Origin of the sequence: Streptomyces vulcanius (genome assembly GCF_042653945.1) — a bacterium.
GTDB classification, from domain to species: Bacteria; Actinomycetota; Actinomycetes; order Streptomycetales; family Streptomycetaceae; genus Streptomyces; species Streptomyces mangrovi.
Genome location: NZ_JBHSFK010000018.1, coordinates 158,033 through 171,323, shown reverse-complemented (window position 1 = coordinate 171,323; position 13,291 = coordinate 158,033). Strand labels below are relative to the sequence as shown.

The 13,291-nt window shown below is 72.1% G+C and carries 7 protein-coding genes; 1 reads left to right on the top strand and 6 read right to left on the bottom strand.

What is annotated here, in order from left to right; translation table 11 throughout:
- Positions 1-2: 2 nt before the first annotated feature.
- The 3 genes from ACFPIH_RS27070 to ACFPIH_RS27060 form a co-directional block, all read right to left on the bottom strand.
- A complete protein-coding gene (locus tag ACFPIH_RS27070) occupies positions 3-2,627 on the bottom strand; it encodes a protein kinase (RefSeq protein ID WP_381176608.1) in 2,625 nt (874 codons plus the stop codon).
- A 162-nt stretch (positions 2,628-2,789) separates the two neighbouring features.
- Complete coding sequence (locus ACFPIH_RS27065) at positions 2,790-4,952, bottom strand: serine/threonine-protein kinase (RefSeq protein ID WP_381176735.1); 2,163 nt, start codon at positions 4,950-4,952, stop codon at positions 2,790-2,792.
- A 321-nt stretch (positions 4,953-5,273) separates the two neighbouring features.
- Positions 5,274-6,980, bottom strand: coding sequence for a glycerol-3-phosphate dehydrogenase/oxidase (locus ACFPIH_RS27060; RefSeq protein WP_381176605.1), 1,707 nt, complete (start codon positions 6,978-6,980; stop codon positions 5,274-5,276).
- A 277-nt stretch (positions 6,981-7,257) separates the two neighbouring features.
- On the opposite strand from ACFPIH_RS27060, the gene ACFPIH_RS27055 reads away from it, so the two are divergent.
- Positions 7,258-8,466, top strand: a complete 1,209-nt coding sequence (locus ACFPIH_RS27055; RefSeq protein WP_381176602.1) for a nucleotide sugar dehydrogenase — start codon at positions 7,258-7,260, stop codon at positions 8,464-8,466.
- A 395-nt stretch (positions 8,467-8,861) separates the two neighbouring features.
- Here the strand turns inward: ACFPIH_RS27055 and ACFPIH_RS27050 are convergent, their stop codons facing one another.
- The 3 genes from ACFPIH_RS27050 to ACFPIH_RS27040 form a co-directional block, all read right to left on the bottom strand.
- Positions 8,862-9,986, bottom strand: coding sequence for a GuaB3 family IMP dehydrogenase-related protein (locus ACFPIH_RS27050; protein ID WP_381176599.1), 1,125 nt, complete (start codon positions 9,984-9,986; stop codon positions 8,862-8,864).
- Between the two features lie 106 nt (positions 9,987-10,092).
- Positions 10,093-11,595 carry an IMP dehydrogenase gene (gene guaB / locus ACFPIH_RS27045; RefSeq protein ID WP_381176596.1) on the bottom strand — a complete coding sequence of 501 codons (1,503 nt, stop codon included), beginning with the start codon at positions 11,593-11,595 and terminating at the stop codon, positions 10,093-10,095.
- 188 nt (positions 11,596-11,783) lie between these two features.
- Positions 11,784-12,371, bottom strand: a complete 588-nt coding sequence (locus tag ACFPIH_RS27040) for a sigma-70 family RNA polymerase sigma factor (protein WP_381176593.1) — start codon at positions 12,369-12,371, stop codon at positions 11,784-11,786.
- Positions 12,372-13,291 lie beyond the last annotated feature (920 nt).

Below are 13,291 nucleotides of genomic sequence, written 5' to 3'. Positions count from 1 at the left end.
CCTCAGCCTGTGTACCGGTAGGTGGCCGACGCCTGCTCGTAGAGCCGGGTGACCTCGTCCCGTTCGGCCTCCGGCCCCCGGACCTGTACGACGTGGTAGCGGCCGTTGATGAGAATCGCCGCGTTGCGCACGTACAACTCGCGTCCGTCGCCGCCGGTCCAGGTGAACTGGCCCTCGGCCATGGTCCGGGTGCCCACCGTCGTGGTGCGCAGCCCGGAGGCCGTCGCCCAGCTGGAGTCGCGGTAGGGCTGCAACTCGCTCTCCTTCTCCCGCTGGTAGACCATCGCGTCGCTGCCGTAGGCGGACGCGCTGTCACGGCCGGGTACGACGATCAGCTCGAAGTTGCCGCGCGAGTAGACGACCTGGCCGCGCCCGTTCTTCGGGGTGCGGTTCCAGCCGTTGGCCACGGCGACCTGGAAGCCGGCGTCGTCCTCGCGCAGGGCGAAGCCGTCCGGGACGTCGGCGCCGGACCCGGTCTGCGTCTCGGTGGCCTCCGCGCCGGCGGTGCTGCTCGGCGAGGTCTGGTCGGGCCTCGGCTCACTGCTCGCCTCGGGTTCCTGACCCTCCTGCGTGGTCGCGGTGGCCCCCGCCCCGGTCTGCCGGGTGCCGTCGGTGCCGCTCGCGCCGTCCTCGCCCGACTTGGGCATGAACAGCAGGGCATAGGCGAACGCCGCCGCCAGCAACAGCAGTATCAGCACCAGCAGGATGCGGCCGAGGCTGCGCGGTGAACCGCTCGTGTCGTGCCGGGCGCGCTTGTGCCGGCCGTGCGTGGCGGGCAGTCCGGCGCGCCGCCTGCGCACCAGTTCGCCCTTGCGGCGCACGATCGGCAGCCGGCGCGGGTCGGCGGGCGGCGTGGCGACGACGTACGTTCCCGCCTCCGGCTCCGGCGCGGACCGCACCAGCGAGCGCAGCCAGCCGCTCAGTTCCTCGAAGTCGAGGCGCTCGGTGGGGTCCTGACGCAGCAGCGACTCCACGACCGGCCTCAGCGGCCCGCACTCCTCGGCGAAGGCCGGCGGCTCGGCGCACACCATCTGCACCAGCTCCGCCGTGGACTCCTCCGGGTAGGGGGCGTGTCCCTGTACGGCCCGGAAGAGCAGCGAGCCGAGCGCCCACAGGTCGGTCGCGGGACCGATCGGCGCGGCCAGCTGCCAGTTCTCGTGCACCGGCCCGGCCTGTTCGGGCGCCCACCGCTCGGTGACCGGCCCGACCACGGCCATCCGGGCCTGCCGCGCCCGCTCGGCGGCCAGCGCGGTCGCCGGCCCCCGCCGAACGCCCCCGCCGGCCCGGCCTGCCGCGACGAGATCGTCCCAACGGGCCCCGGAACGGCTCTCCCCGGCGAACCCCGCCTCCTGCGGACCTTCCTGGTGGACCTCATGGGGGGAACCCGGCGCGAAGGGCTGCGGCGCCGGGGCGTACGGGGCGTGGGCGGAGGGCACCGCGCCGGGCGGTGCGCCTCGGACGCCGTAGGGGTCGGCGATCTGCCCCGGCGGATTCCCGGCGGAGGTGCCGCCCGTCGTCCCGCTCGCCAGGCCGTACGGCGACTGCGTCATGGCCCCGTTGGCGGTGGCGCCGACGTGGCCTTCCCCGTTCTCGGCCGGAGGCCGTGCCCCCGGCAGGGCGGCCCGGCCGTTCTGCTGGGCCTCCTGCACCTGGGCCGCCGCCCGCGCGCCCGCCCGGTACGCGGCGATCGCCCCGGCCCGCGCGGCGCGGATGTCCCCGCCGGTCTCCACGGCCGGCGCTCTGCGGGCCACCGTCCCGGACGTTCCGGCCCCGTTCGCCGGCTCGCCCGCGGCCGGCAGCCCACCGGCGGCCCGTGCCTCTATGGCGGCCCGCCGCGCGGCCTCGGGATCACCCGCGAGGGCACCACCGGCACCACCGGGTCCCCCGGCGCCACCAGGTCCGCCGGACCGATCGGGCCCGCCCACGGCGCCGGGAGCCGTTGGCCGCGGCGAAGGCAGGGAAGTGGCCGACGAGGGGGGCGGCGGCGCATCCGTCTCGTCCACCGGTACCGGGTCGTACCCGCACAGCGCCTCTTCCGCTGCCCCGACCGCCAGCCCGGTCAGCATGACCCGCCCGTCGTCGCAGACGAGCACCGTGCGGGCGGTGATGTTCCGGTGCACCCAGCCGTACGCGTGCAGCACCCGCAGGGCCATCAGCACGTCGGAGGCGACCTCGGCGGCCCGGTAGGGGGTCAGCGGCTGCTCGGCGAGGAGCGCGGAGAGCGGCCGGGCGGCCACGAACTCGCTCACTATCCACAGCGAGCCGCCCTCGGCGAACACGTCGAAGACCTGGTCGAGCCGGGGATGGTCGGGAATGCTCGCCGCGGCCTGCGCCGCCTCCACCGCGCGCCGTACGACGGGGTCGGCCGACCGCCGCGTCCCGGCGCCCACGCCTGCGCGTGCTCCCGGCGCACGCGCCCCACGGTCACGCGCAGTGAACCCGGCGGGCAGTCCCTCGGCGTCGAGCACCTCCGCCTCGACGACTTCCGGCAACGGCACCTGGCGCACCAGGACTTCCTGACCGCTGTAGGTGTCGAAGGCCCGGGTCTCGGTGAGTTCGTACTCGTCGGAGGGCGGCAACGGCAGGCGGTAGCGGTCGGCGAGTACTCGTCCCGCATAGTCGTCCACGTTGCCTCCCCCGGCCGCCCGGTCGGTCAATTCCGTTCGTCGCGCGGGCCGTTCCATGCCAATCCGGCCAAGGAGCTGGATGCGTACGGTCCGCAAGCCTTCACGATACGTGCCGGAGGCAACTCTCCGAGAGGGGATGCCATATCTTACTTTTCGCCCTGCTTACTTCTCGCCCTTCGGCTTGAAGGTGACCGCCAGCGTCTGCCAGGTGCTCTCCCGCAGTTCGGTACCCCAGGCGGCGGCCTTCGCCGTGTACATCAGCGCGTACCCCTGCTTGGCGTTCACCACGAACCCGCGGTCGATCACGCGGTACTTGGTACCGCCCTCGGCGTAGGTGAACTCCCAGTCGGCCGTGTTCCAGCCCCGGTAGTTCACCGACTCTATTCGGATCTTCTTGTACTGCGAGCGCGTCATGTAGCGCGCCTGGTTCTCCCAGTCGGCCACCGGGTTGTCCTTGGGCGTGGTCGTCCAGGCGATGAGCAGCCGCTGTCCGTCGGGTCCGGTGAACCGGTCCCCGGCCGAGCTCGCCGTCTGGAACTTCCACCCGGCCGGCAGCCCGATCGAATACCCCTGGCCGCCCTCGTACGTCGTCTGGGCGGTGCTGCCGTCGGCGGAGGTGTCGCCCTGCGCGGACCCGGCCCCGGCCTCGGCGGACTGTGACGCCGACCCGTCCGTGCGGGTCCCACCGGTCTCGTCGCCCTTGCTCCCGGTGTCTCCCTTGTCTTCCTTGGTGCCGGTGTCTTCCTTGGTGTCGGCGCTCGCGCTGCCACTGGCGACGGCCTTGCCACCGCCACCGCCCTTCGAGCCGCTCGCGCTGTCCTCGTCACCGCCGCCCAGCGTGAGCGCCAGCACGGTACCGAGCACCGCGAGCACCACCACGACCGCGATGATCACCAGCGTCCGCTTCGGCACCACGTCGGTCAACGGCGCCCGGGGCACGTGCCGCGGCGGCAGATCCGGCGGCGTCATCACGGGCCACCCGGAACTCCGCCCGCCGGTCCCGCCGGTCCCGCTCGCGGACGGCGACGCGGCCGAAGCCTTCGACGCGGCGGGGGCCGAGGGAGCGGGAGCCGGGGCCGAGGGAGCGGGAGCCGAGGGAGCGGGGGCCGTACCCGTCACCTGAGAAGCAGAGGAGGAGGCAGAGGAGGAGGCAGAGGAGATGGGAGATGTCTTCGCGTCGGAACCGGGAGCGGAGGTCGACGTCGCCGCGGCGACCCCGCCCTTCCGCTTCTCCTCCACCCCCACGGAAGCCGAAGCCGCCGCGGCGCCGGCCGACTTGGTGCGGGACCCGGCCGCCGCGGTGGCAGCACCCGACGCCCCCGCGGTGACGGCCTTGCGCATCGAACGCAGCGCCCCGCGCAGCTTCTCGCCGCCCTCGCCGGCCGAACTCCCCTTGCGGTCGGGCCCGTCCGGCTGGGCCGGCAGCGGCACGACCCGTGTCACGTCCGCCGGTTCGGCCTCCTTGGGTCCGGTCCCGTGGATCACGCTGGTGAGCATCGCCCGCGCACCGGCGTCGTCGAGCCGCCGCTCGGGGTCCTTGGTGAGGAGCCCGTAGATGACGTCCTTCAGCGGGCCCGCGTTCTTCGGCTCCTCCAGCCGCTCGGTCATCACCGCGGTGAGCGTCGCGATGGCCGAGCCCTTGTCGTACGGGGGCGAGCCCTCGACCGACGCGTACAGCAGACCGCCGAGCGACCACAGGTCGGCCGCCGGTCCCGGCTTGTGGCCGCGGGCGCGCTCCGGGGAGATGTAGGAGGGGGCGCCGACGAGCATGCCGGTGGAGGTGATGGAGGGGTCGCCCTCGACCTGGGCGATACCGAAGTCGGTGAGTACGACCCGGCCGTCCTCCGAGATCAGCACGTTGGACGGCTTCACGTCCCGGTGCAGGATGCCCTCGCGGTGCGCCGACCGCAGCACGTCCAGGATCGCGAGCCCGACCTCCGCCGCCCGCTTCGGTTCCAGCACGCCGTCCTCACGGATGACCTCGGCGAGCGACTTGCCCTCGACGAGTTCCATCACGATCCACGGCCGGTCGTCCTCCTCGACCACGTCGAAGACCGTCACCGCGCTGTTGTTGCGGATCCGTGCGATGGCCTTGGCCTCGCGCAGCGTCCGGGTGATCAGCCGGCGTTTCTCGTCCTCGTCGATGTTCCCCGGGAACCGCAGCTCCTTGACGGCGACCGTGCGTCCGAGGGTCTCGTCCTCGGCGCGCCACACCGTCCCCATGCCGCCGCGGCCGAGTACGTCTCCCAGCCGGTACCGCCCGGCGAGGAGACGTGCGCTCTTGTCCTGACGGGATGTCCCCACCGCCCGCTCCGCCTCCGACATGCGTCCCCTCATGCAACCCGCCCTGAAAGAGCCTCCATTGTCTCTCACCCGACAAGTGCCCGACGCCCAGGGTGCCCCTCCGGACATCTGCACTTCCCACCGGGACGGAATCATTCCGGCCAGAAGCCCGGGCGAACTCCGGCCAACACCCCGTACGCACCCAGGCCAACACCACCTGCGGGCGGCCGCGGGAACCCGCCGAACGCCCCGCGGAGCCCTCGGCCGACTGCGATGAAGTCCCTTCCGACCAGCACCGCATGACACTCCGGAGATCCCGGAGCAGCCGGAGAACCCGAAGCAGCCGAGGGGCCGGCCGGTCGGTCATCGCGGCATGATGTCCGGCGCCCCCAGCCGCGCCGCGTCGGCCGTCAGGTCGTCCGGCTGGAGCTGGGACTCCCGCTCCGCCTCCACCCGCTTCTCGTAGTGCTCGACCTCGCGCTCGGTCTGCGCCTTGTCCCAGCCCAGCACGGGCGCCATCAGTTCCGCCGTCTCCCGGGCACTGCGGGTACCCCGGTCGAAGGTCTCGATGGAGATGCGGGTACGGCGGGTCAGTACGTCGTCCAGGTGCCGCGCGCCCTCGTGGGAGGCGGCGTAGACGATCTCGGCGCGCAGATAGTCGTCGGCGTACTGGAGCGGCTCGCCGAGCGACGGGTCGGCGGCGATGAGGTCCAGCAGTTCCTCCGTCATGGCCCCGAAGCGGTTGAGCAGATGCTCCACCCGCACCACGTGCAGCCCGCTGCGCGCGGCGATCCGCGCCCGCGCGTTCCACAGCGCCCGGTAGCCCTCCGCGCCGAGGAGCGGGACGTCCTCGGTGACACACTCGGCGACGCGCATGTCGAGTCCGTGCACGGCCTCGTCGACCGCGTCCTTGGCCATCACCCGGTACGTCGTGTACTTGCCGCCCGCCACGACCACCAGACCGGGTACCGGATGGGCGACGGTGTGCTCGCGCGAGAGCTTGCTGGTGGCGTCCGACTCGCCGGCCAGCAGCGGCCGTAGACCCGCGTACACGCCCTCGACGTCGTCCCTGGTCAGCGGGACCGCGAGGACCGAGTTCACATGTTCCAGCAGATAGTCGATGTCGGCGCTGGAGGCGGCCGGGTGGGCCTTGTCGAGGTCCCAGCCGGTGTCGGTGGTGCCGACGATCCAGTGCCGGCCCCAGGGGATGACGAACAGGACGGACTTCTCGGTGCGCAGGATCAGGCCGGTGGAGGAGCTGATGCGGTCGCGGGGCACGACGAGGTGGATGCCCTTGGAGGCGCGGACGTGGAACTGGCCCCGCTCCCCCACCATCGCCTGGGTGTCGTCGGTCCACACACCGGTGGCGTTGACGATCTGCCGGGCGCGGATCTCGTACACGCCGCCCCCCTCGACGTCCTGCACGCGCGCGCCGACGACCCGCTCGCCCTCGCGCAGGAAGCCGGTCACGCGGGCACCGTTGGCGGCCTTCGCGCCGTAGGACGCGGCGGTGCGCACGAGGGTGGCGACGAAGCGGGCGTCGTCCATCTGGGCGTCGTAGTACTGCAGGGCGCCGACCAGCGCGTCCTTCTTCAGGGCGGGCGCGACGCGCAGGGCGTGACGGCGGGTCAGATGACGGTGCAGGGGAAGGCCGCGTCCGTGGCCGCGGGCCATGGACATCGCGTCGTAGAGCGCGACGCCCGAGCCGGCGTACCAGCGCTCCCAGCCCTTGTGCTGGAGCGGGTAGAGGAACGGAACGGGCTTCACCAGGTGCGGCGCGAGCCGCTCCAGGAGCAGTCCGCGTTCCTTCAGGGCCTCGCGGACGAGTGCGAAGTCGAGCATCTCCAGATAGCGCAGGCCACCGTGGATCAGCTTGCTGGACCGGCTCGACGTGCCCGAAGCCCAGTCGCGCGCCTCGACCAGGCCCGTGGACAGGCCGCGGGTCACGGCGTCGAGGGTGGTGCCCGCGCCGACCACGCCGGCTCCCACGACCAGCACGTCCAGCTCGCGCTCGGCCATGGCCGCAAGTGACTCGGCTCGCTGCGCCGGGCCCAGTGTCGCTGTCCTCACCGCTGCCTCCCGATATCCGTGACCCCCCGCGTCCCCCTTCCCAAGATTCTGACCGGGATGCCCGACTTCAGCCACCAGTCACCCCCAGCCTGTGGACAACTCTCACGGAACCGGAGGGGGCCGACCGGCGAACAGGGCCGATTCTGCGGCTCAACACAGTCGATCAATCCCACATAACGGTCATATTTACTCCTAGTCTGACATTGCGCGCGTCCATCCTGTCCACAGGGCTTGCGCACCTGTCCCGCTTCGGTTACTGGGAAGGACGGCCCACGCCATGCCCGCAGATCTCGCCGTCATCGGACTCGGCCCGCTCGGACTGCCCCTCGCCCAGGCCGCCGTAGCCGCCGGCATCACCACACTCGGCTACCGCACGGGCCCCGAGCCGGGCTCCCTCAGCCCCGCCGAGCTGCGCCGGATGCTCGCGGGGGGCTTCCGGCCCGCCACCAACCCCGCCGAGCTGGGCCGGGTGCGCACCGCCGTCATCTGCGCGCCCACCCCGCGCGACGCCGACGGCGGCCTTGACCTCACCCAGGTGGAGGCCGCCGCCCGCACCCTGGGCGCCCAGCTGCGCCCGCACACCACCGTGATCCTGGAGTCGCCGGTGCACCCGGGGGCGACGGAGGAGTTCCTGCGCCCACTCCTGGAGGAGACCTCCGGACTGCGCGCGGGCCGCGACTTCCACCTCGCCTACTCCCCCAGCCGGGTCGACCCCGGCAACCGCGCCTTCACCCCGGCCACCACACCGAAGGTGATCGGCGGCCTCACGCCCGCGTGCACGGAATCCGCCGCCACCTTCTACGGCCGCCTCACCGACAAGGTGGTACGCGCGCGTGGCCTCAGGGAAGCCGAGACCGTGCAGCTCCTGGAGACCAACTTCCGGCACGTCAACATGGCCCTCGTCAACGAGATGGCCGTCCTCTGCCACGACCTGGGCGTCGACCTCTGGGACGTCATCCGCTGCGCCGAGACCAAGCCGTTCGGCTTCCAGACGTTCCGTCCAGGGCCCGGCGTCGGCGGCCACTCCGTCCCCCTGGACCGCACCGGCCGGACCGGCACCCCACTGCGCATGGTGGAACTGGCCCAGCAGGTCAACAGCCGGATGCCCCGCTACGTCGTCCAGCGCGCCGCCGCCCTCCTCAACGAGCACGGCAAGTCGGCCCGGGGCGCCCGCGTCCTCCTCCTCGGCGTCACCTACAAGGCCGACCTCGCCGACCAGACCGGCACGCCCGCGCGCGAGATCGCCATCCGCCTGATGGAACTCGGCGCCGCCGTCAGCTACCACGACCCCCACGTCCCGTCCTGGAGCATCCTGGACCGCCCGGTCCCCCGCGCCGACTCCCTCTACGAGGCCGCCGCCGACGCCGACCTCACGATCCTCCTCCAGCAGCACCGCACCTACGACCTCCAGGGCCTGTCGGTGAAGGCCCAGCTCCTCCTGGACACCCGGGGGGCGACCCCGACGGGGGCGGCGCACCGGTTGTGAAAGGGGGCGCGTGGGGTGACTGAGCCTCTGGGTCGGTGGCACACGGCCCCGAGCGCCGGTAGCTTGGGAACAGGTGGAGCCCACCGCAGCGGCCACTGCGGCAGGCTCCTTGATGGGTTACGGGTGTCCGCCCCTAGGTTTTGTGGGGGCGGCCGCTCACCATCCGTGAATTCGCAGGATCCACCTCCTCTTGAACTGGACCATCCGAAGACGGATCCGGTCCACCTGGGGCGCTGAGAGGGACGCTATCGCCCGCGACCCCCCTGACCAGCCCGGATTCGCCCCGAAGGCAACCGTGCGCCCCCGCCTCGCACCACGCGCCACCGGGCAGAGCAAAGGGGCCGGTCACCCCACCGAAGTGAGCTGACCGGCCCCTGAAGCCACACCGCGAGTTACTACCGCTGGTGGACCGAGTCCGCGACCGCGACCTCGACCCGCTGGAATTCCTTGAGCTCGCTGTAACCGGTGGTGGCCATCGCGCGGCGCAGGGCGCCGAAGAAGTTCATCGAGCCGTCGGGGGTGTGGGACGGGCCGGTGAGGATCTCCTCGATGGTGCCGACCGTACCGAGGTCGACCTTCTTGCCGCGCGGCAGTTCCTCGTTGACCGCCTCCATGCCCCAGTGGTGGCCCTTGCCCGGCCCGTCGGTCGCGCGCGCGAGCGGCGAGCCCATCATCACCGCGTCGGCGCCGCAGGCGATCGCCTTGGGCAGGTCGCCGGACCAGCCGACCCCGCCGTCCGCAATGACGTGCACATACCGCCCGCCCGACTCGTCCATGTAGTCGCGGCGGGCCGCCGCCACGTCGGCCACCGCCGTCGCCATCGGGACGCGGATGCCCAGCACGTTGCGCGTGGTGTGCGCCGCGCCGCCGCCGAAGCCGACGAGCACGCCCGCCGCGCCGGTACGCATCAGGTGCAGGGCGGCGGTGTAGGTGGCGCAGCCGCCGACGATCACCGGGACGTCCAGCTCGTAGATGAACTGCTTCAGGTTCAGCGGCTCGTGCGAGGACGACACGTGCTCCGCCGAGACCGTCGTACCGCGAATGACGAAGATGTCCACGCCCGCGTCCACGACCGCCTTGGAGAACTGGGCGGTGCGCTGCGGGGAGAGCGCGGCGGCCGTGACCACGCCGGAGTCGCGCACCTCCTTGATGCGCGTGCCGATCAGCTCCTCCTTGATGGGGGCCCGGTAGACCTCCTGGAGGCGGCGGGTCGCGGCCTCGGCGGGCATCTCGGCGATCTCGTCGAGCAGCGGCTGCGGGTCGTCGTACCGCGTCCACAGGCCCTCGAGGTTGAGCACGCCGAGGCCGCCGAGTTCGCCGATGCGGATCGCGGTGGCCGGGGAGACGACCGAGTCCATGGGGGCGGCCAGGAAGGGCAGGTCGAAGCGGTAGGCGTCGATCTGCCAGGCGATCGAGACCTCCTTCGGGTCCCGCGTACGGCGGCTGGGGACGACGGCGATGTCGTCGAAGGCGTACGCCCGGCGGCCGCGCTTGCCGCGCCCGATCTCGATCTCAGTCACGTGTGTGGCCTTTCCCTGATGCGTTCAGCGTCTTCCAGTATCGCCGACGGGTACGACGAAGGGCGGCCCCCTGCTCCGGGGCCGCCCTTACGGGACCGGGTGTCCGCTACTTGTTGCTGTAGTTCGGCGCCTCGACCGTCATCTGGATGTCGTGCGGGTGGGACTCCTTCAGACCCGCCGAGGTGATGCGGACGAAGCGGCCCTTCGACTCCATCTCGTCGATCGTGGCCGCGCCCACGTAGCCCATGGTCTGACGCAGACCGCCGACCAGCTGGTGCAGCACGTTGGCCAGCGGGCCGCGGTAGGGCACCTGGCCCTCGACGCCCTCGGGCACGAGCTTGTCGTCGGAGGCGACGTCGGCCTGGAAGTAGCGGTCCTTCGAGAACGACCTGCCCTGGCCCCGGGACTGCATGGCCCCGAGCGAGCCCATGCCCCGGTACGACTTGAACTGCTTGCCGTTGATGAACAGCAGTTCGCCCGGCGACTCCTCGCAGCCCGCGAGGAGGCTGCCCAGCATCACCGTGTCGGCGCCGGCGGCCAGCGCCTTGCCGATGTCGCCGGAGTACTGCAGACCGCCGTCGCCGATCAGCGGGATGCCCGCGGGACGGGCGGCGCGGGACGCCTCGTAGATGGCGGTGACCTGCGGGACTCCGATACCGGCGACCACGCGCGTGGTGCAGATCGAACCGGGGCCCACACCCACCTTGATGCCGTCGACACCGGCGTCGATCAGCGCCTGCGCGCCGTCACGGGTGGCGACGTTGCCGCCGATCACGTCGACGGACACGCTCGACTTGATCTTCGCCATCCAGCTCAGGGCGTTGCTGTTGTGGCCGTGCGAGGTGTCGACGACCAGGAAGTCCACGCCGGCCGCGGCGAGCGCCTGGGCGCGCTCCAGCGCCTCGGGGCTGGCGCCCACGGCGGCGCCGACGATCAGCCGGCCCTCGGCGTCCTTGGCGGCGTTCGGGTACTTCTCCGCCTTGACGAAGTCCTTGACGGTGATCAGGCCCTTGAGGACGCCCTCGTCGTCCACCAGCGGAAGCTTCTCGATCTTGTGCTTGCGCAGCAGATCCATCGCCTCGACGCCGGAGATGCCGACCTTGCCGGTGACCAGCGGCATCGGCGTCATGACCTCGCGCACCTGGCGAGTGCGGTCGCTCTCGAAGGCCATGTCGCGGTTGGTGACGATGCCGAGCAGCTTGCCGGCCGGGTCGGTGACGGGGACGCCGCTGATGCGGAACTTGGCGCACAGGGCGTCCGCCTCGGCGAGCGTCGCCTCCGGGTGCACCGTGATCGGGTCGGTGACCATGCCGGACTCGGACCGCTTGACCAGGTCCACCTGGTTCACCTGGTCCTCGACCGAGAGGTTGCGGTGCAGCACGCCGACGCCGCCCAGACGGGCCATCGCGATCGCCATGCGGGACTCGGTCACCTTGTCCATCGCCGCGGAGAGCAGCGGGATGTTGACCCGGACGTTGCGTGAGATGCGGGACGAGGTGTCGACCGCGTTGGGGAGCACCTCGGACGCTCCCGGCAGCAGCAGCACGTCGTCGTAGGTCAGCCCGAGTGTGGCGAACTTGTCGGGCACTCCGTCGACGTTGGCAGTCATGACACCTTCCCCAAATGGCCTTGATCGGTGCGGATGTCCATGCTAACGGGAAGTGCACCTCCCGAATTCCACGCTCCGACGCCCTTCCGGGCCTCGTATGTTCGTACGGAATCGGCGGGCGTCCTGCTCGACGAAAGCGCCGGAAACCGAAAGCGGCCGGAGTTGCTGCCGTTCGGCGTCCGCTCCGCTCACTGCTCGGCGAGCGCCCGCAGCCTGCTCAGCGCCCGGTGCTGGGCCACTCGGACCGCTCCGGGTGACATTCCCAACATCTGGCCGGTCTCCTCGGCGGTGAGGCCCACCGCGATCCGCAGCAGCAGCAGTTCCCGCTGGTTCTCCGGCAGGTTGGCCAGCAGTTTCTTGGCCCACTCGGCGTCGCTGCTGAGCAGGGCGCGCTCCTCGGGGCCGAGGGAGTCGTCCGGCCGCTCCGGCATCTCGTCCGACGGCACCGCCGTGGATCCCGGATGTCGCATGGCGGCACGCTGCAGATCGGCGACCTTGTGGGCGGCGATGGCGAACACGAACGCCTCGAAGGGCCTGCCGGTGTCCCGGTAGCGGGGCAGGGCGAGCAGCACCGCCACGCAGACCTCCTGGGCGAGGTCCTCCACGAAGTGCCGCGCGTCGCCCGGCAACCGGGACAGCCGGGTGCGGCAGTAGCGCAGCGCCAGAGGGTGGACATGGGCGAGCAGGTCGTGCGTGGCCTGCTCGTCGCCGTCCACGGCGCGATGGACGAGTGACCCGATCGTCCCCACGGCAGTGACCGCCTCGTCCTCGCGCATCGGTCCATGGTGCACTGCGCCCGATCCGTCCGTGGCGCCGTGCCTGTCGTTGTGCACCGAAGCGTTATGAGCAGGTGCGCCGGAACTCATCCCTTGCGCCCTCCCCTTCCGCTCGACCGACTCGTCCCCGAGAGACTCCACATCTCAAGGATGCGGCATCCGCGCCGAAACGAGCAGCGGGCACCCGACAGACGCCCCGCCGAAGGCCCGCCCCCGAGCACCCCACACGCCCGAACACGGCCCAAGACCGCAGGTGACGACCGATACGACCAAAAGACTGAGCCTCCACTCATCGCCCCGCCAACACCTCCCACCCGCCCCCGACCAACCACACCGACACCACCCCACACGCCCGCACCCAACCCAACCCCGAACGACACGAGGCCGATCGGACCGACGCCGTTCGGGCCGACGCCGTTCGGGCCGACGGCACGCGGCACGGCCGCACGAGGAGCGACCGCGCGCGGGGAAGCGCCGCGCAGGGCAACCGCACGGAAAGCCACCGTGAGCGGGGAATCACCCCGCAGCACAACCGCGCACAGGGCAACCACCCCTGGCCCTGCGGTGCGCGAGCCGGCCGGGCGCGGGGCAACGGCGTGGCGGCCGAACGCATGTGGGACGGCAGCACGTCGGGATACCTTGCGCCGCAGGACGGCGGCGCGTGGGGAAGCCGCACATGGCGCAGCGGCACAGCGGGAAGCCACAGCCAGAACGGCGGCACGGCAGCAAGCCGCACATGGCGCAGCGGCACGGCGGCAGGCCGCAGCCGGAACGGCGGCGCGGGGAGCGGGGGCGCATGGCGCGGTGGGGTTCGGGGCGGTCGGTGCCCGGTCGCGACGACGCCGGGGTCCGCCGACCGGAGCGCGGCTGCCGGAGCCCGCGTCCCCGGGACGATGCGGGCGACAGCCCCCGGCCCCGGG